Source organism: Acidovorax temperans (assembly GCF_006716905.1).
In the GTDB taxonomy this organism is placed as follows: domain Bacteria; phylum Pseudomonadota; class Gammaproteobacteria; order Burkholderiales; family Burkholderiaceae_C; genus Acidovorax; species Acidovorax temperans.
In genome coordinates this window covers 1-22,320 of sequence record NZ_VFPV01000002.1, presented here as the reverse complement: position 1 = coordinate 22,320, position 22,320 = coordinate 1, and the positions used below count along the sequence as shown (strand labels likewise).

General features: G+C 65.8%; 18 protein-coding genes. 11 read left to right on the top strand and 7 right to left on the bottom strand.

The window, feature by feature from the left end; translation table 11 throughout:
* Position 1 precedes the first annotated feature (1 nt).
* Complete coding sequence (locus BDD18_RS08280) at positions 2-484, bottom strand: OsmC family protein (protein ID WP_142082638.1); 483 nt, start codon at positions 482-484, stop codon at positions 2-4.
* A gap of 76 nt (positions 485-560) precedes the next feature.
* Here BDD18_RS08280 and pdxR point away from each other — a divergent pair, with 76 nt between their 5' ends.
* Positions 561-2,033, top strand: a complete 1,473-nt coding sequence (gene pdxR, locus BDD18_RS08275) for a MocR-like pyridoxine biosynthesis transcription factor PdxR (RefSeq protein WP_142082636.1) — start codon at positions 561-563, stop codon at positions 2,031-2,033.
* Positions 2,034-2,044: 11 nt separating this feature from the next.
* Here pdxR and BDD18_RS08270 read toward each other — a convergent pair whose 3' ends face one another.
* Positions 2,045-2,902 carry an SIR2 family NAD-dependent protein deacylase gene (locus tag BDD18_RS08270; RefSeq protein WP_142082633.1) on the bottom strand — a complete coding sequence of 286 codons (858 nt, stop codon included), beginning with the start codon at positions 2,900-2,902 and terminating at the stop codon, positions 2,045-2,047.
* A gap of 121 nt (positions 2,903-3,023) precedes the next feature.
* On the opposite strand from BDD18_RS08270, the gene BDD18_RS08265 reads away from it, so the two are divergent.
* Both BDD18_RS08265 and BDD18_RS08260 read left to right on the top strand, forming a co-directional pair.
* Positions 3,024-3,611, top strand: a complete 588-nt coding sequence (locus BDD18_RS08265) for a gamma carbonic anhydrase family protein (protein ID WP_142082630.1) — start codon at positions 3,024-3,026, stop codon at positions 3,609-3,611.
* A 55-nt stretch (positions 3,612-3,666) separates the two neighbouring features.
* Positions 3,667-5,592 (top strand): B12-binding domain-containing radical SAM protein, encoded by a 1,926-nt coding sequence (locus BDD18_RS08260; protein WP_211360725.1) that lies wholly within the window; start codon positions 3,667-3,669, stop codon positions 5,590-5,592.
* A 136-nt stretch (positions 5,593-5,728) separates the two neighbouring features.
* Here BDD18_RS08260 and BDD18_RS08255 read toward each other — a convergent pair whose 3' ends face one another.
* From BDD18_RS08255 to BDD18_RS08240, 4 genes are all read right to left on the bottom strand, one after another.
* On the bottom strand, positions 5,729-6,079 hold the full coding sequence (locus BDD18_RS08255) for a hypothetical protein (protein WP_244939043.1): 351 nt from the start codon (positions 6,077-6,079) through the stop codon (positions 5,729-5,731).
* 212 nt (positions 6,080-6,291) lie between these two features.
* Positions 6,292-7,611, bottom strand: a complete 1,320-nt coding sequence (locus tag BDD18_RS08250; RefSeq protein ID WP_142082626.1) for a sensor domain-containing diguanylate cyclase — start codon at positions 7,609-7,611, stop codon at positions 6,292-6,294.
* A 147-nt stretch (positions 7,612-7,758) separates the two neighbouring features.
* Positions 7,759-8,043: a hypothetical protein gene (locus tag BDD18_RS08245; RefSeq protein WP_142082622.1), complete on the bottom strand. Its 285-nt coding sequence runs from the start codon at positions 8,041-8,043 to the stop codon at positions 7,759-7,761.
* Between the two features lie 269 nt (positions 8,044-8,312).
* Complete coding sequence (locus BDD18_RS08240) at positions 8,313-9,314, bottom strand: IS1595-like element ISCsp2 family transposase (protein WP_142081377.1); 1,002 nt, start codon at positions 9,312-9,314, stop codon at positions 8,313-8,315.
* Positions 9,315-9,416: 102 nt separating this feature from the next.
* Here BDD18_RS08240 and dinG point away from each other — a divergent pair, with 102 nt between their 5' ends.
* The 5 genes from dinG (at position 9,417) to BDD18_RS08215 (ending at position 17,475) form a co-directional block, all read left to right on the top strand.
* On the top strand, positions 9,417-11,756 hold the full coding sequence (gene dinG / locus BDD18_RS08235; RefSeq protein WP_142082620.1) for an ATP-dependent DNA helicase DinG: 2,340 nt from the start codon (positions 9,417-9,419) through the stop codon (positions 11,754-11,756).
* A 50-nt stretch (positions 11,757-11,806) separates the two neighbouring features.
* Positions 11,807-12,175, top strand: a complete 369-nt coding sequence (locus BDD18_RS08230; RefSeq protein WP_142082618.1) for a zinc ribbon domain-containing protein YjdM — start codon at positions 11,807-11,809, stop codon at positions 12,173-12,175.
* Positions 12,176-12,339: 164 nt separating this feature from the next.
* Positions 12,340-12,843, top strand: coding sequence for a pyridoxamine 5'-phosphate oxidase family protein (locus tag BDD18_RS08225; protein WP_142082616.1), 504 nt, complete (start codon positions 12,340-12,342; stop codon positions 12,841-12,843).
* Positions 12,844-12,954: 111 nt separating this feature from the next.
* Complete coding sequence (locus tag BDD18_RS08220; protein ID WP_142082613.1) at positions 12,955-13,641, top strand: 3'-5' exonuclease; 687 nt, start codon at positions 12,955-12,957, stop codon at positions 13,639-13,641.
* A 180-nt stretch (positions 13,642-13,821) separates the two neighbouring features.
* Positions 13,822-17,475 (top strand): WG repeat-containing protein, encoded by a 3,654-nt coding sequence (locus BDD18_RS08215; protein ID WP_142082610.1) that lies wholly within the window; start codon positions 13,822-13,824, stop codon positions 17,473-17,475.
* A gap of 360 nt (positions 17,476-17,835) precedes the next feature.
* Here BDD18_RS08215 and tnpA read toward each other — a convergent pair whose 3' ends face one another.
* A complete protein-coding gene (gene tnpA / locus BDD18_RS08210; protein ID WP_026437438.1) occupies positions 17,836-18,267 on the bottom strand; it encodes an IS200/IS605 family transposase in 432 nt (143 codons plus the stop codon).
* Between the two features lie 187 nt (positions 18,268-18,454).
* Here tnpA and BDD18_RS08205 point away from each other — a divergent pair, with 187 nt between their 5' ends.
* From BDD18_RS08205 to BDD18_RS08195, 3 genes are all read left to right on the top strand, one after another.
* The gene (locus tag BDD18_RS08205; RefSeq protein ID WP_244939042.1) at positions 18,455-20,467 is read left to right on the top strand and encodes a TonB-dependent receptor plug domain-containing protein; all 2,013 of its coding nucleotides are present in this window, start codon (positions 18,455-18,457) and stop codon (positions 20,465-20,467) included.
* Between the two features lie 3 nt (positions 20,468-20,470).
* Entirely contained in the window at positions 20,471-21,013 is a 543-nt protein-coding gene (locus BDD18_RS08200) for a YfiR family protein (RefSeq protein ID WP_142082608.1), read from the top strand.
* Positions 21,010-22,320, top strand: a 1,311-nt coding sequence (locus BDD18_RS08195; RefSeq protein ID WP_142082605.1) for a diguanylate cyclase domain-containing protein, incomplete at its 3' end; no start/stop codon positions are given. The genes BDD18_RS08200 and BDD18_RS08195, both read left to right, overlap by 4 nt.

Here is a 22,320-nt window from a genome sequence, read left to right as displayed (position 1 = left end):
GTCAGGCGCCTTCCGTTTGCAAGACGGGCACGCAGTCGATCTGCGTCTTGACCGAGTTCGCCAGAAAGCACGCCGCGTGCGCCTGGTGGTGCAGGTCGGCCAGCACCGCCGCGGTGGGCGCGTGGGCTGCATCAAACACCGTGACGGGGTGCAGTTGCACGTGGCTTACCACCAGGCGGCCTTCGGCATCCTTGGCCATGGTGCCCGTGGCCGCGTCGGTGTAGCGGTTCACGCGCCAGCCCGCGCGGCTGGCAATGTCCAAAAACCACAGCATGTGGCAACTGGCCAGGGCGGCGATGTAGGCCTCTTCAGGGTCCACCGCCGCGGCATCCGAGTAGGGCAGGGGCACCAAATGGGGCGACGAGGACGCCGCCACGGTGGCACCGCCATCAAACCGCCACTGGTGGCTGCGGTGGTAGCGCTGGTCCAGAAAGTCATCGGTGCCACGGGTCCAGACGACGGTGGCGGAGTGCGGTGCGGCCATGGGTGAAGTTCCAACGGGGGTTTTTACAATGGTTCTTCAGTTTAGGAGCCATAGCGCATCCATAGGGAGCCAATTGATGCCCATTGCCAGAGCCAATTCCACACCCAGCGCCGCGCCTTCATCGGCCACCTTGCGCCAGCAGGTGTATGCGCAATTGCGCAGCGCCATCGAGCAGGGCCGCTGGCCTGCGGGCACGCGGTTGCCGCCTTCTCGCACCCATGCGGGGCTGCTGGGCGTATCGCGCAACACGGTGCTGTGGGCCGTGCAGCGCCTGCTGGCCGAGGGCTATGTCGAGGCCCGCGTGGGCGATGGCACCTATGTGGCGCAGGCCCTGGCCCAGCGCCCGCGTGCCAGCGCCCCCGCGCTGGCAATGCCGCCCCGGGGCCTGTCGCAGCGCGGGCAGCTGGTGGCCGACACGGCCGCACGCTGGCGCCCGCCGCTGGTGCCGGCGCGGGCCTTTCGCATTGGCGCGCCCGAGGTGGCCAGTTTTCCGTTTGCCGTGTGGGACCGCCTGGCGCGCCAGGCCAGCCAGGCCCAGCGCACCGCCCGCGCCCACTACCTGGACCCGGCGGGCGACCCTGACCTGCGCCAGGCCGTGGCGCAGTGGCTGTGGGCGTCGCGCGGCATTCGGTGCGATGCGGCGCAGGTGGTGGTGTGCTCGGGCTCGCAGCAGGGCATTGACCTGATTGCGCGCCTGCTGCTGGATGTGGGCGACGAGGTGCTGGTGGAAGACCCTGGCTACCCCGGCATCCGCGCCAGCCTGCTGGGGCACGGCGCACTGGCAAGGCCTGTGCCGCTGGACGCCAGCGGCCTGTGCATTGCGCAGGGCGCGGCGCAGTGGCCTGCCGCGCGCATGGCCGTGGTGACGCCCACGCACCAGTTCCCCACCGGCGTGCGCATGGATTTGCCACGCCGCCAGGCCCTGCTGCAATGGGCGCGCGCGCACGATGCCTGGGTGGTGGAAGACGACTACGACGGCGAATTTCAATACGGCAGTGCCGCCCAGCGCGTGCCTGCGCTGTGCAGCCTACCGGGGTCGGAGCGCGTGCTGTACGTGGGCACCTTCAGCAAAACGCTGCACCCCGGCCTGCGCCTGGGCTTTGTGGTGGTGCCGCCTGCGCTGGTCGAAGCCTTTGCCATGGCCCGCGCCATCACCGACCGGCATGCGCCCGGCGACACGCAGGCGGTGCTGGCCCGCTTCATTGCAGAAGGCCACCTGCTGCGCCACTTGCGCCGCATGCGCGAGCTGTACCTGCACCGCCAGCAATGGCTGATCGACACCCTGGCCGATGCAAGCGACGGCGCACTGCAATTGCAGCCCAGCGACCGGGGCATGCACCTGCTGCACGAAGTGCCGGTAGGCATTGACGACGAGCCCCTGGCCCGCAGCGCGCAAGCGGCGGGCGTGATGCTGGCCCCGCTGTCGCGCTATGCCGTGCAATCAGACCGCCGTGGCTGGCTGTTTGGCTACGCGGGTTATGGCGATGAAGACATTCGCGCTGCAGCGCGGGTGGTGGGGGCGCTGGCGCAGCGCGCTAGCAAGGCCTGAAGACTCACCGATCACGCAACGCCCAGGGCCTGCTCCACCAGCGCCAGCCCTTGCGCCGCGCCCAGGCGCAGCCCCACGTCGCTGCGCGTAGGCACCTCGCATTCACGGGGGTTGATGCGAATGAGGCGGCCACCGTGCGCGTGAAGAATGCGGTGGCTGAAGTGGCGCACGGACGGAATGGCCGTGCCCGCCCCCAGCTCGATCACCACCGGGCGGCGCACGCCCTGCAGCCAGCGCTGCTGGTGTGCGTGCTGGGCGGCGGTGCGCGCCTCCAGCCAGTCCCAGTCGTTGAACATGAGGATGTTGGGCCGCGCCAGGCCACCGCAGTGGGGACAGCGCGGGGGTGCATTGCGCAGGCGGCAGGTGCTTTCATCTACATCAGGCACAAAGTCGTCGGCAGGCCAGATGGCGTCGCTGCAGCCTTCCAGGCACTGCAGATGGTGGATGGAGCCGTGGCATTCATGCACCGCGTCGGCAAAGTAGCCTGCCATCTGGAACTGACCGTCCACATTGCTGGTGAACACGCTCAGGCCCTGGTGCATGCGCGCGCCCCAGCGCTGCAGTTGCCCAAAGCCCGCGTGGGGCACCGTGCGGCGGTACAGCGCCAGCCGGTGGCCGTAGAAGCCCCAGGCCAGCTCGGGCGCCTCACGAAACGCTGCGGGCGAAGCGATGGAGGCAAAGTCCAGCCGCGCCTGCGCCAGCGCAGGGTAGGCACGCCAGAACCCTTCATTGCCCCGGAAGTCGGGCAGGCCGGAATCCACCCCCATGCCGGCACCAGCGGCCACGATGAGGGCGTCGGCCTGCTCCAGCAAAGCGGCCGCGTGCTCGGCAGCAGCGCGTGTGGCGGGGTCGGTGGGGTGGGTGTGCATGGGGGTCTCCTGGGGCGCCAAGGATAAAGCCGGGCACCGCACGGGCGCGGTGTTTTGCACTACGCTGTGGACCACGGCCCCGCTTGCGCCAGGCTTTTTGTTCAAACACCCCCTGATGCCCATGCCCCTGGAACCTTACCTTGACGCCGCGCCCCAACTGGGCAGCCATGTTTTCGTGCATGCCAGCGCACAAGTGATTGGCGATGTGCAACTGGGCGATGACAGCTCGGTGTGGTGCAACGCCGTGCTGCGCGGCGATGTGAACCGCATCACCGTGGGCCGCTGCAGCAATGTGCAGGACCTGACCATGGGCCATGTCTCGCACCGCAACGCGAGCAAGCCCGAAGGCTCGCCGCTGGTGATTGGCGACTACGTGACCGTGGGCCACTCGGTCATCCTGCACGGCTGCCGCATTGGCAACGAATGCCTCATCGGCATGGGCTCCATCGTGATGGACGACGCGGTGATCGAAGACCGCGTGATGCTGGGCGCAGGCAGCCTGGTCTCGCCCGGCAAGGTGCTGGAAAGCGGCTACCTCTACATCGGCCGCCCTGCGGTGCGCCAGCGCGCGCTCACCGATGCAGAGATTGCGTACCTGAAGTATTCGGCCGAGCACTATGTGCGGGTGAAGAACAACTATCTGGCGGGCAGCCCCGCCGCACCGTTGCCAGAGGCCGCGGCCAGCAACGGGCAAGGTACACCCGGATAATCCAGGGCCTGCACCGACCTTTTCACGGCGGCATCGCTTGCTTTCCGTATCCACCATGTCCGCCGTCACGCCAACGCCACCCGCCCTACGCGTCCTGTCCGTCATCCCCCCGATGACGCAGCTGAACACGCCCTACCCCTCCACCGCCTACCTCACAGGGTTCTTGCGTTCGCGCGGGGTGGATGCGGTGCAGGAAGACCTGGCGCTGGCCCTGGTGCTGCGCCTGCTCTCGCCTGAGGGGCTGCGCGCCATTGCCGCCAAGGTGGATGCGCTGCCGCCCAAAAAGCGCAGCGCTGCTGTGCAGAGCTTTGCCGAGCAGCAAGACCGCTACCTCGCCACTATCGGCCCCGCTATTGCCTTTTTGCAAGGGCGCGACAGCACGCTCGCCCACCGCATCGTGGGCCGCCACTACCTGCCCGAGGGGCCCCGCTTTGCATCGCTGGATGTGTACGTGGACGATGAAGGCGGCGACCCGCTGGGCTGGGCCTTTGGCGCCCTGGGCCTGACGGACAAGGCCAAGCACCTGGCCACGCTGTATTTGAACGACCTGGCCGATGTGCTGCGCGATGCGGTAGACGAGCGCTTTGAGTTTGTGCGCTATGCCGAATCGCTGGCGGGCAGCCAGCCCACGTTTGACCCGCTGGCAAACGCACTGGCTACACCGCCCACGCTGGTGGATGAGCTGCTGGAGCAGCTCACGCACGAGGCCATCACCAGGCATCGGCCCGATGTGGTGCTGCTCTCGGTGCCCTTCCCCGGCTCGGTGTATGCGGCCTTTCGCATTGCGCAGGCCATCAAGGCGCGGCACCCGCACATCACCACCGTGCTGGGTGGCGGCTTTGTGAACACCGAGCTGCGCGAGCTGGCCGACCCGCGCGTGTTCGACCACTTTGATTACGTGACGCTCGACTCTGGCGAGCGCCCGCTGCTGGCGCTGCTGGAGCACCTGCGCGGCGAGCGCGGCCGCCAGCGGCTGGTGCGCACCTTTGTGCGCGGTGACGATGGCGCGGTGCAGTACATCAACATGATGGAAGCCGACATTGCCTTTGCCGAGGTGGGCACCCCCACCTGGGACGGCCTGCCGCTGGACCGCTACCTGTCGCTCTTGGACATGCTCAACCCCATGCACCGGCTGTGGAGCGACGGGCGCTGGAACAAGCTCACGGTGGCGCACGGCTGCTACTGGAAGAAATGCAGCTTTTGCGACGTAAGCCTGGACTACATCAGCCGCTACGAAGGCGCGAGCGCGGGCGTGCTGGCCGACCGCATCGAGCAGATCGTGCGCGAGACGGGGCAGACCGGCTTTCACTTTGTGGACGAAGCCGCACCCCCCAAGGCGCTCAAGGCGCTGGCCACCGAACTGATTGCGCGCGGCACCGGCATCAGCTGGTGGGGCAATGTGCGGTTTGAGAAAACCTTCACCCCCGAACTGGCCGAGCTGCTGGCCGACAGTGGCTGCATCGCCATCTCCGGCGGGCTGGAAGTGGCATCAGACCGGCTGCTGAGCCTCATGAAAAAAGGCGTGTCGGTAGACCAGGTGGCGCGCGTGACCAAGGCCTTCAGCGACGCAGGCATCCTGGTGCATGCATACCTGATGTACGGTTTTCCGACGCAGACGGTGCAGGACACGGTGGACGCGCTCGAATACGTGCGCCAGTTGTTTGCCAACGGCTGCATCCAGAGCGGGTTCTTTCACCGCTTTGCCTGCACCGTGCATTCACCGGTGGGGAAGAACCCCGAGGAATACGGCGTGACGCTGGCCCCGCTGCCCCCGGGCGACTTTGCCAAGAACGACGTGGCCTTCATCGACCCCACGGGCGTGGACCACGACGCGCTGGGCGCGGGGCTCAAGAAAGCCATCTACAACTACATGCACGGCATCGGCCTGGAAGAGGACGTGCGCATGTGGTTCCCGTTCAAGGTACCCAAGACCACGGTGCGGCGCGACCGCATTGAGCGCGCGCTGCGCGAGCGCGGCTGACCGCACCCGGCAGTTTTGAGCCTTTTTGGCCTATAGCGCCCGTCCAACAAGCGCCAGTAGCTATTAAAACAATAGCATCTAAGATCATCTGGCCTTGAGGCTGAGGCCTGCGCCGTGCAGGCCCTGATCCACCCCGTCACTTCTTTTGCTGCTGGTAGGCGCGGTGCATGGGCGGGCCTTTGTCGGTGTCGGTCAGGCCCCGGGTCACATCCTCGTAGGCCTGGCGCACTTCGCGCGACGGAATACCGCCCGTCATGTCCGTCGCTTCATCGCGTTCGTGCGGCAAGCGGGCTTCGGGCTCTTGCAAGGCTTCCGGGTGGCTCTTGGGCGTTTGCGCCTGCGCTTCGGGGCGCTGGGTGGTGTCCACCCGCCGCTCGGAGCGCACCGGCACGGGCGAGGCAGGCTCCTTGCGCTCGTCGGGCAGGGCATCTGGCGCGGGGCCGGGGAGGTTGGCGGGCGAAGGGGTGGGGTGTGGAGGGTTTTTCATGGCCTCCACGCTAAAAGCCGATTGACTTCAGCCCTGTAGGTGGGGGCGCATTCCGTGCGCAGGAAAATCACTTCGGAGAATCTAAAAATACGGGGATGCGCATATATCCTCGTCGAATCCAACGATTTTCAGTGATTATTTTATGGGAGCCACATTTCGCCCCCTCAGAAAAATATACTACCTCGCCGGAGCATTATTTTCCGAATACCGGATCAAGCAATTGCATTGAAAAGCGACACACGGCCTCTGCCCTGGCGCTTGGCTTCGTAGCAGGCGGCATCCGCGTCGTTCAACAACACATTTGCCCCATCGGCCCGGTCGCTGAAGCTGCGTGCGCCCACGCTCGCTCCCACCTCAAACACCTGGCCATCGATCACCACGGGGGTGGAGCGCACCACTTGGACCATCTTTTCAGCCACCGCCAGGGCCTGCTGGGGGGTGCAGCATGTGAGCAGCAGAACGAACTCGTCGCCTCCGATGCGCGCCAGGGCATCGCCGCTGCGCACACAGCCCTGCAACGCCGCAGCCATCTGGCACAAGACGACATCGCCCTGGGCATGGCCGGCCGTGTCATTGACCTGTTTGAAGCCATCCAGGTCGATGAACAGCAAGGCGTGCTTGCCCGGCGTGTCGGTGACCTGCTGCAGCAAAGGCAACAGCCCGCGGCGGTTCAACAGGCCGGTGAGGGAGTCGCAGTGGCTCTCCAGCAAGAGCTTTTTGTTGAGCTGCACCATCTCGGAAATCGCCCGCTTTTCCTGCGTGACGTCCGCATGCGAGGTGCACGACTGCTTGCCCGGGCCCGCGCTCAAGGTAGCGCGCACCCACCGTTGGCCGGCCAAGGGCATTTCGAACGGAATGCCCAAAAAGTGGATGCCGTCCTGCAAGGCAGCTTGCATGTCGAACAGATGTTGCTGGCTGACCTCCTCGCCCGCACGCGCCCACTGGAGCCGAACAATCTCTTCCAGCGTCTTGCCCCAGGCGTCTTCCTGCGTGCGCAAACCGTAGATCGCCAGAAAACGATCATTGGCAAAAATGATACGACCTTGCTCGTCGTGGACGGCGATGCCATCGCTGAGCTGGTCAAACATCCGCAGCGCCTGCTGGCCCGTCGGGCCTACCCCCTGCGGTAGGGCTGAGTCCTGCTGGCCCGCCAGGTTCAGCAAAACGGACTCCATCGCCGAGAGGTCTTGCCACACGCGCACCCTGGCGCCATTGGGCTGGCCCACGCAGGCCACGCGCAGCTGGCGGCCCCGGTGTGTGAACATGTAAGCACCTACTTGTGATCTATGCCTTTTGATGCGGTCCTGAACATAGCGTTCTATCGAGGCCTGAGGTTCTGCTGGCAGGCGCACACGGTAAAAACGCCGCAGGTTCTCTTGGTAGGGCTCCCCGGAATGGATGTGGTCTGCGTGTTCTGGAAAGAAGCGCAGGAAATGCTCGTTCCACAGCACCGTCCGGTCCTGCTCGTCAAAATCGCACATACCTATCGTCAGGGAATCCAGCAGTGAAGCGGTGAACGTGTAGTTCGACATGGGGCCCGGGATAGTCGCATGTAACACTGTTTATAGCCTACAAATGGCACAAACGATAAGTTCACGATCAATACAGTGCAATTTGATCATTTTTTCCGAGTGGTCAGAAAGACACCGGAATGCTTCTCTGATATTGTCGTTCAAGGTTTATTTCACTAAGGTGTTTTTATGGACTTCCGATTTTCTGAGGTGGGCTGCAATATCTGTTTGCATCCATTTTTTACGGATAGCTTCACAAAAATCATGCGCAGGATCTGAATTTTCTCTGGATATTTCATGATTTTCATTAACACTCATCTGGCGCAAATTATAAAATTCAGAAAAATTTTCATATTTTCCATGGAATGAAAATAAAAATTTGAAATGAGATTTTTCAAAAAATCTCGGATTGCCTTCAGAAAAATCCAGAAACCTCGTTTTAATAATTTTCATTAATCAAAACAGGGGTCCAAAAGTAGGGGAAAGGGGCCAAAAGAGGGGGGTCGCCGGCAGGAAGGGGCTGATCGCCCAGGCTCTTGGGAAAAGTTCGCACCCCAGCAAACCGAAAAAGGAGGGCGGCTGTTCGCGCAGCAACACGAAAAAACGCGAAATCGCCGCGAAACAGGGGGCTTGCCCGGCACAGGCAACCCCGTCCGCCAAAAAACCTGGGCATGCATAAGGGGTATCTATTTAGCTCCAGCAGCCCCGTTGATACTGTGATTTCATCCAGCAATGGTATCCGATTGGCTCTCCCCGGTGTTCTTGCTCACGACATCCCCATACGTCACTGGCGGCGTAACCACCGCTTGCTGCAGCAAGCGGTAAAACAGCATCCCGCGTGAGTTGGATGTGCGCCGGTTGAAACGGAACACGAATTCATCGAGATAGGCGTCCAGGTGGTCTGGCTGTACAGAGCCATGATGTGTTCCCAGCACCCAGCGCTGTACCAGTGAGGCGACCCGGTGCACTCCCGCCATGGAGACATGGGCAGGTACGCCTGAGCCGAGCATGACGGTGCGCTGGTGGGTGTAACCCAGTTCTCCCAGAGCGCGGTATGCCGCCGAACCATCCGTGCGTACCTGGGCTCCAGGCTCGACCACCTCCTGCACAAAGGGGATTACGTGGGTGGCGGCGTCTCGGTCAATGCGGCGTAACCGGATGCGCCCAAACCCCTTGGGCTCCACGATCTCCACCGCCATGACCATCAACACTTTGGTGGTACTGCTCTTGCGCCCTGCAGGGGTGGCGGGATTCTTGCGATCCGTGATGGACAGGTACGTTTCATCCACCTCCACAAGCCCCTTGAGCTTGTCCCGACCCGGGCGGACCATGGCACGTCGAAACCGGTGCAGCATGGTCCAGGCGGTCTGGTAGCTCCCCAAACCCAATACGCGCTGCAGCCCCAGGGCGCTCACGCCTTGTTTCTGATTGGTCAGGTACCAAGCTGCAGCCAGCCAGACACGCAGCGGTGTGCGCGTCTTGTCAAAGATGGTTCCAGATGTCACTGTGCCTTGGTACTGGCATGAGCGGCACATCAGGCGGGTGCGGCTGGCGCGGTACACATCGCCAGCGTTGCCGCAACGCGGGCAGACGAAGCCTTGGGGCCACCGAAGCTTCTCCAGGAACGCCTGGCAAGCCTCTTCGGTGGCAAACCAGTCAAGAAATTCGTTCCAGGTGCGGGGGTAGTCCCGTCCAGGAGTTGGCGTTAGCATCTGGGTTTCCATCCAGCTATTCTGATGCCACTGGAGCTAAATAGATACCCCTTGCATGCATACAGTAAAAATTCCCCGGCCGTGCCACACTCTCACCCCTCAAAGCAGGTGGTTATGTCTTCTACAGAATGGGCCCAGGCGGCCCTGCAGTCGTTTGATGCGGTGGTCAGCGCCACCGAAGGTTTCCGCAGCCGCGCCGGGCAGAGGCTGATGGCCGAGCAGGTGGCGCGCACCTTCAGCAGCGCCACGCTGGGCAAGGTGGACGAAGAAAGTGGCGAGCCCGCGCCCACGCGCTCCATCGCCGTCATCCAGGCGGGCACGGGCGTGGGCAAGTCGCTGGCGTATTGCGCACCCGCCATTGCACTGGCGCTGGCGCGGGGCACGCGGGTGTTGATCTCTACCGCCACGGTGGCGCTGCAGGAGCAACTGGTCAACAAGGACCTGCCTGCATTGGCCGCGCTGATGCCGCAGCCCTTCAAGTTTGCGCTGGCCAAAGGGCGCGGGCGCTATGTGTGCAAGCTCAAGCTGGACCGCCTCGCAGGCCATGGCGAGGCGGAGGAGGAGGGCGAAGACGACCTGTTTGCCGAGGAAGAAGCCGCGGCCCGCGCCAAGCGCCCCCGGCATGAAACCGAGGCGCGCATCCAGTTCTATTCGACGATGGCACAGACGCTGGCCAAAGGCGCGTGGGATGGCGACCGCGACAGCCTGGACACGCCGCCCGAGCCCGAGGTGTGGAGCCCCGTGGCGGCCGAGGGCGCGTCGTGCACCGGCAAGCATTGCCCGGCCTTCAGCCAGTGCACCTACTACGACAAACGCAAGGAGCTGGTGGGTGCGCAAGTGATCGTGGCCAACCATGATTTGCTGCTGTCGTCGCTGGGCGCGCGCGTGCTGCCCGAGTTGGACAACTGCCTCCTGGTGCTGGACGAGGCGCACCACCTCCCATCGACCGCTTTGGATCAATTCGCGTGCAGCATGGACCTGTCGCGCATCACCTGGGTCGAGCGCCTTGCCAGCCGGGGCCTGCGCATTGGGGCACTGCTGGAGGTGGAGGAGATTGCCGACATCCCCAAGCACTCGGCCCAGCTGCGGCAGACGCTGCAGGACCTGGCGCGCATCGTGATGGATGTGTACGGCGAGCAGCTCAAGGGATTCTCTGGGCGAATCGAGCGGCAAGTGGGCGCTGCGGATCGGGATGGGCTGCAAGGCGCAAAGCACAGCCATAGCGGGCGCTATGGCGAGCATTTGCAACGCGGCAGACCGCCCGAGCCCGCAGATGCCCACGGCGCGAGGATTCGTGCAGAGAATCCCCTGCGCCAGCCCAGCGCCTGGGGACCGGCGCGCGTGCGTGTGCCACGCGGCGAATTGCCCGAGCAACTCATCGCACCGCTGGGCCTGCTGGCCGCGAGTGCCGAGGGATTCCTCGACGCGCTGCGCGCCATCAGCAAAGCCCTGCGCGCCGAGATGCGCGACAAGCCCGACGAGGCCAAGCGGCTGTCCACGCTGTATGCGCAAATCGGCATGCTGGCCCCGCGCCTCGAAGAGCTGCACGCCACGGCCCAGTTGCTGCTGCAGGACGCGCCCGAGGGCGCTGATCACACGTTTGTTCCCGCCGCCAAATGGTTCACGCTGGAAGTGGATGGCGACTTCATCGTGGTCAAGGCGCACGCCAGCCCCATCCTGCCCGGCACCACGCTGCGCAGCCACCTGTGGAGCGCGGTGCGCGGTGCGGTGCTGACATCGGCCACGCTCACCAGCTGTGGGCACTTTGATTTCTTCTTGCGCGAGGCGGGCCTGCATGGCGACGAGGCCACCACTACGCTCGAAGTGCCCAGCCCCTTCAACTACGCCGCACAGGGCACGCTGATTGCCGCCGAGACGCGCGCCGACCCCAAGAACGCAGCCCAGTTCACGACCGAGATGGTCGAAGCGCTGCTGCACGACATTGCCTGCGTGGAATACGGCGCGCTGGTGCTGTTCACCTCGCGCGAGCAGATGCGCCAGGCCGTGGACGCGCTGCCCACCGCCATGCGCAGCGTGGTGCTGGTGCAGAACGCGCTGCCGCGCACGCAGCTGCTGCGCCGCCACCGCGAGCGGGTGGACAACGGCGAGCCCTCGGTCATCTTTGGCATGCAGTCGTTTGGCGAGGGGCTGGATTTGCCGGGGCGGCTGTGCGAATCGGTGTTCATCACCAAGCTGCCCTTTGCCCCGCCCGACGACCCGGTGGGCGAGGCCCGCGCCGAATGGCTGCGCGCCGTGGGGCGCGACCCCTTCAGCGAACTCGTGGTGCCCGCCACCGCCATCCGCCTGGCGCAATGGGTGGGCCGCGCGATTCGCACCGAAGAAGACATGGCGCATGTGTACTGCTACGACAAGCGCCTGACGCGCACCAGCTACGGCCAGCGCCTGCTCAAAGGGCTGCCGCCGTTTGCGCTGGAGCAACGCGCGCCGCTGTGAGCGCTGTAAAGTCGCCACCCCGTTTCACCACTACAACCAGAAAGAACCCCATGCCCCATACCGTGCCTGCCTGCCCCCAATGCGGCCTGGAAAACACCTACCCCGATGGCAGCAACTACGTGTGCCCCGACTGCGCCTTTGAATGGCCCCAGGTGGCCGAGACGGCAGACACCGACGCCGACGCAGGCGACGGCATCGTGCGCGATGCCGTACGTGATGCGAATGGCAACCCGCTGGCCGATGGCGACGCGGTGATCCTGGTGAAAGACCTCAAGGTCAAGGGCTCGTCGTCCACGCTCAAGAAGGGCACCAAGATCAAGAGCATCCGCCTGGTCGATGGCGCCGACGGCCACAACGTGGACTGCAAGACGGACCTGGGCAGCATGCTGCTGAAGTCTGATTTTTTGAAGAAGGCCTGACGGCGCAGGCCACTGCCACGGGGTGTGCGCAGGTGTCATACAACGCCCCACAGGCAGGCGCGCGGGCTGCCGACGCCGCCGCGCCGCGCTGCCTCCTACAGTGCATTGGAGTGCCTGGCCATCGCCACGCACCATCCCTTTGACACCGCTGGAGGCACCTGCCCATGACACACGATTCCCCCGCCCACGAAACGCTCTGGAAGCTCATCAAAGACATTCGTTTCGCCATGCTCACCCACCGCACGTCATCGGGCATGCTGCACGCGCACCCGCTGACCACGCAGAACCGCAAGGTGGATGAGAAGGGCGAGCTGTATTTCTTCATCCCCCAATCTGGCGAGCTGTACGAGCGCCTGCTCACCGACGGGGAGGTCAATGTCTCGTATGCCGACCCCAGCGCAGACAGCTATGTTTCGCTGTCAGGCCAGGCACGTTTTTCAGACGACATGGCGCTGAAAGAAGCGCTGTGGTCGCCCGCTGCGCAGGCCTGGTTCCCAGGCGGCGTGTCGGACCCGGACCTGGCCCTGCTGGTGGTGCGCGTGCGCCACGCCGAGTACTGGGATGTGGACGAAGCCAAGATCACCCAGCTGTTCAAGATGGCCAAGGCCGTGGTCAGCGGCGAGCCACCGCGCAGCCTGGGTGAGCACAAGGAACTGGCGATGCCCTGAGGCGACGAGCCCACAGGGGGCGGACAGCGCCCCTGCGCACCCCACCCGCCGGGCGGAAGGTCGGCCGTTGTACCCTTGGGGCCAGCCCCTTGCGTTTGCCTGCCTTCCCCCATGCCCCCCATTGCTGTCATCGACTTTGAAACCACCGGCATGTCGCCCAGCCAGGGTGCGCGGGCGACCGAGGTGGCCATCGTGCTGCTGGAGGGCGGCCAGGTGGTGGACCGTTTTCAAAGCCTGATGAAAACCGGGGCGTGGATTCCGCCCTTCATCACCGAGCTGACGGGCATCAGCAACGCCATGCTTCAGGATGCGCCCAGTGCTGACGCCGTGATGCGCGATGCGGCGCGCTTTGTGGGCAAGGCGCCCATGGTGGCGCACAACGCATCGTTTGACAGCAAGTTCTGGCAGGCCGAGCTGCAACTCGCCGATGTGCCGGCGCCGCAGCCTTTTGCCTGCACGGTGCTGCTGTCGCGTCGCCTGTACCCCGATGCTCCCACGCACAAGCTGGGGCCGCTGGTGCAGCACCTGGGCCTGCCGCGGGCCGAGCGCGCCCACCGGGCGCTGGCCGATGCCGAGATGGCTGCCGCGCTGCTGGCCCGCATGCAGCACGACCTGACCACCCAGTGGCAGCTGCCCAGCGCCGACTTTGCGCAGCTGCAAGCCGTGCAGCGCTGCACGCGCAAAACCCTGGCGCAATGGCTGGCCCGGCAGGCCCACAACGCCCACGCCGCCAGCGCGGCGAAGGCAAGCCCCCGTGCAACGGCAGCCATACCGCAAATGTCGCTGCTATTTGATTGATAGCTGCTGGCGCTTACCCCATAAGCGCTGGAGGCCTTTTTCATTGGAATCACTGGGGCTGAAGCGTGGGGTGCACTGGGGGTGAGGTTCCCAGGTGTCGGGTTCTTGCCTACGGGTGCAAATGGTTACCACGGCGGCGGCGGGCGCTGGCTACGATGCCGCCCGGAGGACCCCAACCCGATGACCCAGACCGCCCCGGCAACGCCCTGCCTGGCCAAGGTCCCGCTGGACGCGGACTGCCAGGCGTACGCGCTGCTCATCGTGCATGCCGACCGCGCCATCGCGCCCCAGCCTGCGCTGCGCCAGGTGGTGGAGTTTGAAAGCACGCCGCACGGCGGCTTCATCAGCGCGGCGCAGGCGCACGATGGGGGTTGGGGCTACATCAACGAACAGGGCCAGTGGCGGGTGGCGCCCACGCTGGACAACGCGCGTGGCTTCACCGAAGACGGCGTGGCCCGCTTTTGCAGGGCCGGCCGCTGGGGCTACCTCAACCTGCTGGGGCAGGAGGTGATCGCGCCACAGTTTGACGACGCACGCCCCCTACGCAACGGCCTGGCAGCCGTCAAGATTGGGCCGCATGCCTGGCGCATCATCGACCTGCAAGGCCAGTTCACCTGCAACGCCACGTTTGCCGACCTGGGCAACTTTGGCGCGGTGGGGCTGGCCCCGGCCCAGCCCTGGGACCCCGACCGCGACCTGCCGCTGTGGGGCTATGTGGACCACCGGGGCCAGTGGGTGGTGGCGCCGCGCTTTGCGCAGGCGCACAGCTTCGACGAACAGGCCGTGGCAGCGGTGTCGGCCAACGGCAAGACCTGGGGCCTCATCAACGCGCAGGGGCAATGGGTGCTGCAGCCCTGCCACGCACGCATGGATGCCTTCAACAGCGAAGCGCTGGCCTACTACGCCGACGCCGCCACGGGTGAAGGCCCCTGCGGCTACCTGAACACGCGGGGCAAGGTGGCGGTGCGGGGCGGGCAGGGCCTGTCGCACCAGATGGCGTGCGGGCTGGTGGCAGACCGTACCCACGAAACACGTTTTTTTGACCTGCACGGCACCCCGCTGCCAGGCCCGGCGCTGAGCTACGCCACCGACTTTCAGCCCGAGCTGGAATGCGCTGTGGCAAGGCTTGCCAGTACAACATCACCCGATGCCAACCCCTGGGGCTTGCTGCACACCGACGGCCGGTTGGTGCCCGCACCGCAAGGCCTGCGGGAGCCTCTCACGGAGAGCGATGGCTCCATCCCGCCCACCCAGCCCGACACCGCGCTGGTGCCCTTTCTGGCCAGCGATGGGCAGGTGGTGTGGATCGACAGGGAAGGGCAGGTGGTTTGGCGCGCCCGTTACGTGGGCGGACAAGTCCTTTTTTGCAACGCGCAAGATCAGATTCTGTGGCGCAGCGCGGTCGCTGCCAGCCACCGCGCGCTACGCGCGTTCTTCCGGCCCCACGCGGCAGACTGGCTGGAACACCTGGAAGGCCTGGACCACATCGTCCCCGCAGCCACGGCCCTGGCACACGAAGCCGAAAGCCGCCTGCACGCATGGGCCCAGGCGCAGGAGCCACACGCAGCACAGCCCCTGGCCCAGCAACGCGTGGTGCACACCCACCTGGGCCCGGCGCAGCGCAGGGCCTACCCGTTCATGGAAGCAAGCTTGCACGAAGCACTGGCCCACGCCCGGCAGGCATTGGTGCAGCACCTGCAAGCGCAGTGGGGCGTGGCCGACCCCGACCCCGAACACGCAGCGCCCGCGCAGAGCCTGGGCACGCCCCTGGCCGCATGGCGGCGGCCTTTGCAAACCCCCTTGGCCCCCAGCCCCATGAGCGGCGAGTGGGCGAACCTGCCGGAAGCGAATGCGCTGTGGATCAGCCTCTACCCGCAGACCGGTGCCGACGAAAACGGCGCCTGGTGGTCGCTGTGGTTGATGGCCGCCCCCAGCGTGGACGCCCTGCTGGCCGCACAGCACGCGCGCGATGCGGTGCTGGCGCACACCGCCGCCCCCTTGCTGAACACCGCCGAGGAGGCAGAAAACACCGAGGCGCCCACCACCCGCGCAGCGTGGCTGGCCGCTGTGCTGAACCAGCCGCAAGCCCTGGGCCAGGTGCCCGCCGTGTGGCTGGACGACGCCATGGTCAATGCTGCCCTGCAAGCCCACCCCGCCGCACTGGCCCAGGTGCCTGCTGCCTTGCAAACCCCTGCGCGGCTGGAGGCCCTGCTGCGCCGGGGTGTGGACGTGGCGGTGCAGATCCCGCCCCACTGCATGACCCGCGACGCCCTGCTGCTGGCCCGCGAGCTGTACGCGGGCGACCCCACCTGGGACGCGCGGGACGAGCGCTGCAGCCAGCCCCCGGCACAGCCAACGGCGCCCGTGTGGGGCTGCCTGCTCACGCCAGAACAGGCCCTGCAAGCGGTGTGGGCCGGTGTGCCTTTGCGCGATGTGCCCCACTGGCTGCGCACCAATGCCCTGGAGCAGGCGGCGCTGGACGCTGATATCGCCAACCTGGCGCACCTGGCCCCGGGCCAGATCACGCCCGCGCTGGCCCAGCGCGCCGTGCTGCACGCCAACGGCCGCCTCATCCGGCATATGCCCGCAGAGCTGCTCACGCCAGCGTTGTGCCTGGCCTCGGCCCAGGCCAACGGGCGGACGCTGCAAGACATCCCACCGCCACTGCGCAGCCTGGAAGTGTGCGTGGCCGCGCTGGAAGACCAGCCCGACCTGTTCCCCCAGGTGCCTACCGAACTGGCCGTGGCAGTGACCACCGCGCTGATCGACAACGACCTGGGCCGCGCCCGCGAACAGGGCGCACCGCGCGAGGGCAGCGCCTGGCATGTGGCGCGGGCCTGGGCGCAGCTGGCCGTGAACCAACCCCAGGCGGCTGTGGACGACGCCCTGCGCGGCCTGCCCCATGTGCCAGCGCCCCAGCACGCCCACTACGTGCTGGCCCGCGCCTACCAGGCGCTGGGCCACACCGCGCAGGCGGCGCTGGCCGCGTGCAGCGTGCTGTCGCTGCAGTCGCCCTACCAGCCGGCATGGGCCCCCACAGAAGACACGGGCTGGCTCACCGCCCTGGCGCGCTGGCACCTGGGCCATGCCGACGAAGCCAGCCTCATCCGCCAGCTGGCGCTGCACCCGCAAACCCTGGCCGATATGCCGCGTGCGCGCATCACCCCCGCCATGGTGGACGCAGCCCTGGCAGCCGACCCCGCCACGGTGCGCTGGGTGCCCAAGCGGCTGATGACGCCCACCCACTACGCCGTGGCGCTGCGTGTGGGCGTGAAGCGGCGTGAGGACATTCCACCCGCCATGGTCATGGCCGTGGACCAGGCTACCCAGGCACAGCCCGCTGCCAGCGCACCGGCCATGCCTGCACCACGCCCGTTGCAAGCAGAGCGCCGTGCGCAGCCCCCTGCAGAGGCCCCGCGCCACCCATACCCAGGTACCCCGCGCGTGGCCACGCCATGGGCCTGGTGGCTGCTGGGCACCGTGCTGCGCAGCGCCGTGGGCCACCCCGCCAGCGCGCGGGGCCTGGTGCACTGGCTGGAACAACGGCCGCTGGCCGCGTCTGCGCTGCATGCCCTGCTGAGCCTGCTGGCCGTGGCGCTGCATACCACCGTGTCGGTGGCCGTGTGGCTGGCCGAAGGGCCCGAAGCCGGGCTGGGCACCTTTGTGCTGGTGGGCTTTGCCGACGCCTACTGGGCCTGGCAATTCGCCTGGGAGGCCAGCCGCCCCAGCCTGACCCTGGCCGCCAGCGCCGTGGTGCTGTACCTGGTGGTGTGGTGCCCGCTGTACCGCAAGGCCGGGCGCGCGCTCGGCCACCCCCGGCAAACCAGCAGCTGACTGCGCCCCGCTTTGCGGCGGCCGGTGGCACAAATCAGTATCATTTTGATAGCTGCTGGCGCTTTATCCACGGGCGCTAAACCCACTTTTGGCTTAAAAACACATTCCTCTCAGCCATCCATACGGTGTGGCTGCTCAGGCCTGCATTCGCGGCAAACCTCCCACATTCCGTTACAACACGGGTATGCAGCAAGGCACGCACAGGTCATTTGCTACAATATTGACAATTCTGATAAAAATGTTTTTCTAGTAACCATCCCCCGGCAAAGCCGGGGGCATTCGGGATGTGAGCCGCTCAAAGCGGCTGTAAGGGGTCGCTAACGCGGCCCCTCATTCTTGGGGCCACCTATCGGTGGCTACTCACCTCCATAGACCGAGTTGGTCCAACCTCTCGTCTTCCTTCTCCTGGTTTCGGATGTACTCCCGTATCACCGCTTCGTCGCGTCCCACCGTCGAGACGAAGTACCCTCGCGCCCAGAAGTGCTGACCCACGAAGTTGCGCTTTCGCTCTCCGTACACCCGCGCAAGGTGGATTGCGCTCTTGCCTTTGATAAAGCCCACCACCTGCGACACCGAGTACTTCGGTGGGATCGACAGCATCATGTGCACGTGATCGGGCATCAGATGCCCCTCTTCAACCCTGCATTCCTTTTGCGCGGCCAACTTTCTGAATACCTCACCCAGGTGTTCGCGTAGCTGCTTGTACAGCGTTCGCCTTCGACACTTGGGGATGAAGACCACGTGATATTTGCAATCCCAGGCCGTGTGACTCAAACTTTCATACTTGTCCATCGTGTTTCTTCCTTTCGTTTGCTTGGCGGCTCACGATTGAAAGTCTCTACGGTGGACAACCTCCTGAAAAGTCAAACTTCTACTGCCTCCCCGGCAGAGCCGGGGGGCCTCCTTTTGGTAGCTAGCCAGCCGCCCTGTTTAACCCTGTTTGACAGACCACCGGCCAGCCACTGACTGTGCAACGCCCATGAAACGAGGCTCACCCCCTCGCCAGCGCACGCTGCGGCCCCTGGTCATTTCCTGGCTGCTCGCGGGCATCACCAGCGCCTATGCGCAGGCAGACATGGTCGATCTGCCACTGGAACAGTTGATGCAGATGCAGGTGACCACCGCCAGCCGCTACGCGCAAACCGCGCTGGAAGCTCCGGCGGCCGTCAGCGTGGTCACTGCCGAGGACATCCGCCTTTTTGGCTACCGCTCGCTGGCAGAGGTGCTGGCCAGCATGCGCGGGCTGTATGTGTCTTACGACCGCGCCTACCACTACCTCGGCACCCGGGGCTTTGCCACGCCGGGCGACTACAACACGCGCGTGCTGTTGCTGGTCAACGGAGTGCGGCTCAATGACAACCTCTACGACCAGGCCAGCATTGGCACCGACTTCCCGATTGATCTGGACCTGATCGAGCGGGTGGAGTTTGTCTCCGGCCCGGGCTCGGCCGTGTACGGGGCCAACGCCTTCTTTGGCGTGGTCAACGTCATCACGCGCGACGGGCGCCAATTGCCCGGGCCCCAGGTGGCTGTGGAAGCGGGCAGCCAGGGCAGTGCCAAGGCGCGCCTGTCGGTGGGCACCGTGGATGCCTACGGCGGCGACTGGCTGGTGGCAGCCACCCGGGCCACGCGCCGGGGGGCAGACCTTTACTTCCCAAGCTACGACGCCCCCAACAGCAACCACGGCGTGGCCCAGGGGCTGGACTTTGACCGCAGCACCCAGCTGTTTGCCCGCATGCGCCGTGATGGCCTGGCGCTGACCCTGGCGCATGCCGAGCGCCACAAGGGCGTGCCCACGGCGGCGTTCTCGCAGGTGTTCAACGACCCGCGCTCCCAGTTCACCGACCAGAGCACCCGCCTGGCGGCCGAGTACACCGCGCAAGTCTCGCCCACGCTGGCCTTCACCGGCCGTGCCCACGCAGCGCGCTACCAGTACGTGGGCGACTATGTGTACGACTACCCACCGCTCACCGTCAACCGCGACGTGGGTACCGGGCAATGGTGGGGCGGCGAATTGCAGTGGGTGAGCACAGCCCTGGCACGCCACAAGCTGGTGTGGGGCCTGGACTACCGGCGCGACACGCGCATCACCCAGACCAACGCCGACCTGGACCCACCCGCCGAGTACCTGAACGCCCGGCGCACAGGCGACGTGGCAGGCGTGTATGTGCAGGACGAGTTCGCCCTGCAACCCAACCTGACGCTGCACACCGGCCTGCGCTGGGGCAAGCAGACGGGCAGCTCCGGCACGCTGAACCCGCGGCTGGGGCTGGTGTACTGGTGGAACCCGGCCACCGCCATCAAGCTGCTGCACGGCACCGCATACCGACCACCCAACGCATACGAGCACGACTACCGCGTGGACCTGCCCGGCGGCATTGTGGACAGGCACCATGTCCGCTCGGAGCGTGTGCGCACCACCGAACTGGCGCTGGAGCACGCCCCCTCCGGCGGCACACGCTACCTGCTGACGGCCTTCCGCTCTGAAGTGAAAGACCTCATTTCGATGAGCGCTGCAGCCAGCATCGACCGCTTCCTGCTGGACAACACGCGCTCGGTCAAGGTGCACGGCGTGGAGGCCGAGCTGGAGCAGCGCTGGCAAGCCGGGCAGCGCCTGCGCCTGGTGTATGGCTGGCAAAAAGCGCGCGACTCGTCCGTGGATGGCACGCTGAGCAACTCGCCGCGCCATTTGCTCAAAGTGCAGTGGTCTGACACGGTGAGCGCAGCCCCCGCCAGCGCCTGGGGCCGGGGCCGTTATGCCATCGAAGCCATTGGCGTGGGGCCACGCAGCACCTCCCGCGGAACCAACCTGCCGGGGCACCTCCTCACCAATGTGAACTATTCCATGCGCATCTCGCAGGTGGATGTGTCGCTGGGCATCTACAACCTGTTCAACCAGCGGCATTACAGCGCCACATCGCTGGAAATACGGGACGACGCCCTGCGGCAGGACGGGCGCACCTTCCGCGTGAAGCTCACTTACGCGTTCTGAGCCATGCACAGCTTCTTGCGCTCCTGCGGCAAGCCACTGTGGTGGCTGGCCCTGCTGTGCGGCGCCTGGACTGCGGCGCACAGCGCAGAGCCTGTGGCAGAGCAGGACCTGAAGGCCGCCTACATCTTCAACTTCATCCAGTTCATCGAATGGCCCGAAAGGCAGGGAAGCGGCAACGAATTCACCGTCTGTGTATCGCCCTTCAGCCCGTTGAAGCGCTCGCTCACGGCGCTGGAAAACAAGCAGACCACCCGGGGCCAGACCATCAAGATCCGGCACCTGGAAGTCGCCACCCTGCGGGAGTGCGAAGCCCTGATCGTGCACAACCCTGATGCCGAACATGTCTTGCGCGCTCTGCGGGCCGCGCCGCAGGGCCACGGCGTATTGACGATTGCCGACGACATGACTTTCGTGGACCCCGACATCGTGATCGCGCTGGCGCAATCCGATGGGCGCGTGGTGTTCCACATCCACGCCGAAGCGGCCACCAAGGCCGGCCTCACCATCAGTTCCCGGCTGCTGCGCCTGGCCAAAGGCACCCGATGAAAAGCAAGGCATCCCCCACATCCACCGTGGCCCTGCAGTTGCAGCCGCTGCTGCTGTCGTCCAAGCTGGTCGTCACGGGCATCTGGACGGCTGGGCTGGCACTGCTCACGGTGGTGCTGGCGCTCACGGCGGTGGATTACTGGAGCGCACGCGCCTCCATGCTGCAAGACAGCGCCGTGGAGGCCGCCATCGTGGCCGACAACGTCTCGGCCGCCGTGGTGTTCCGCGACACCGAAACCGCCACCGAGATGCTGTCGGCCCTGCGCTCATCGTCCATGGTGCTCAGTGCCGGTGTGTATGACCGCGACGGCGTGCTGTTTGCGCACTACGCCCGCTCGCGCGACCCCCAATTCCCCACCACCTTGCGCGCCACGGGCATGGACCGCATTGCCGAGCGCGCCGGGTGGACCATGCTGGAGATCACGCACCCCATCCACGGCGCGGATGCCGAAGTGGGCACCCTGTACGTGCGCAAGTCGATGGAGGCTGTGTACAAGCGCCTGGGCTTTCGCTTTCTGAGCGCTTCGCTCATCGCCGCCTGTGTGATGGCATTGGCCACGGCCATTGTGCTGCGCAGCCGCGCAGTGGTGCGCGAGGCCGAAAACCGCCTGCAAGTGCTGGCGCACACCGATGCCGTCACCGATGTGAGCAACCGCCACGCCTTCAACGAACGCCTGGCGGCCGAGCTGGAACTGGCACGCAGCACAGGCCAGCAGGTGGCCCTGATTTACATCGACCTGGACAACTTCAAGACGCTCAACGACACCTTCGGCCACGCAGCGGGCGACGGGCTGCTGCGCCAGGTGGCCAGCCGCCTGCAGTCGGTGATGCGCCGCAGCGACAGCATCTCGCGCATGGGTGGCGATGAATTCGCCGTGATCCTGCGCCAGAACATGGATGACGAGGCCCTGAGTCAGTACGGCGAGCGGATCATCAGCGTCTTTGAGCTCCCCTATACCGAAGCCGGTCAGCAGGTGAACGTGACGTGCAGCGCCGGCATTGCGTCCTTTCCCGACGACGCTCCGGACATGGATGCCCTGGTCAGCAACGCAGACACGGCGATGTACCGCGCCAAGGAGCTGGGCAAGAACCGCTGCGTGCGCTTTGACGCGTCGATGAACCAGGCCATGGTGCGCCGCCAGGCGATCGAGCAAGCGCTGCGCGCCGAGCTGGAAGGCGGCCACGGCCTGGCGCTGCATTACCAGCCGCTGTTTAGCGCGCGCGACAACGCGCTGGTGGGCGCTGAAGCGCTGCTGCGGTGGACGCACGCCGACCTGGGCAACGTGCCCCCGCTGGAGGCGATTTCA

Coding starts and splice junctions, on each gene's coding strand:
- BDD18_RS08220 (WP_142082613.1), top strand. CDS start 12,955: ATGCCCCCCATTGCTGTCATCGACTTTGAAACCACCGGCATGTCGCCC.
- BDD18_RS08240 (WP_142081377.1), bottom strand. CDS start 9,314: ATGGAAACCCAGATGCTAACGCCAACTCCTGGACGGGACTACCCCCGC.
- BDD18_RS08225 (WP_142082616.1), top strand. CDS start 12,340: ATGACACACGATTCCCCCGCCCACGAAACGCTCTGGAAGCTCATCAAA.
- BDD18_RS08270 (WP_142082633.1), bottom strand. CDS start 2,902: ATGCACACCCACCCCACCGACCCCGCCACACGCGCTGCTGCCGAGCAC.
- pdxR (WP_142082636.1), top strand. CDS start 561: ATGCCCATTGCCAGAGCCAATTCCACACCCAGCGCCGCGCCTTCATCG.
- BDD18_RS08200 (WP_142082608.1), top strand. CDS start 20,471: ATGCACAGCTTCTTGCGCTCCTGCGGCAAGCCACTGTGGTGGCTGGCC.
- BDD18_RS08245 (WP_142082622.1), bottom strand. CDS start 8,043: ATGAAAATTATTAAAACGAGGTTTCTGGATTTTTCTGAAGGCAATCCG.
- BDD18_RS08265 (WP_142082630.1), top strand. CDS start 3,024: ATGCCCCTGGAACCTTACCTTGACGCCGCGCCCCAACTGGGCAGCCAT.
- BDD18_RS08255 (WP_244939043.1), bottom strand. CDS start 6,079: ATGAAAAACCCTCCACACCCCACCCCTTCGCCCGCCAACCTCCCCGGC.
- BDD18_RS08205 (WP_244939042.1), top strand. CDS start 18,455: ATGAAACGAGGCTCACCCCCTCGCCAGCGCACGCTGCGGCCCCTGGTC.
- BDD18_RS08250 (WP_142082626.1), bottom strand. CDS start 7,611: ATGTCGAACTACACGTTCACCGCTTCACTGCTGGATTCCCTGACGATA.
- BDD18_RS08260 (WP_211360725.1), top strand. CDS start 3,667: ATGTCCGCCGTCACGCCAACGCCACCCGCCCTACGCGTCCTGTCCGTC.
- dinG (WP_142082620.1), top strand. CDS start 9,417: ATGTCTTCTACAGAATGGGCCCAGGCGGCCCTGCAGTCGTTTGATGCG.
- BDD18_RS08215 (WP_142082610.1), top strand. CDS start 13,822: ATGACCCAGACCGCCCCGGCAACGCCCTGCCTGGCCAAGGTCCCGCTG.
- tnpA (WP_026437438.1), bottom strand. CDS start 18,267: ATGGACAAGTATGAAAGTTTGAGTCACACGGCCTGGGATTGCAAATAT.
- BDD18_RS08280 (WP_142082638.1), bottom strand. CDS start 484: ATGGCCGCACCGCACTCCGCCACCGTCGTCTGGACCCGTGGCACCGAT.
- BDD18_RS08230 (WP_142082618.1), top strand. CDS start 11,807: ATGCCCCATACCGTGCCTGCCTGCCCCCAATGCGGCCTGGAAAACACC.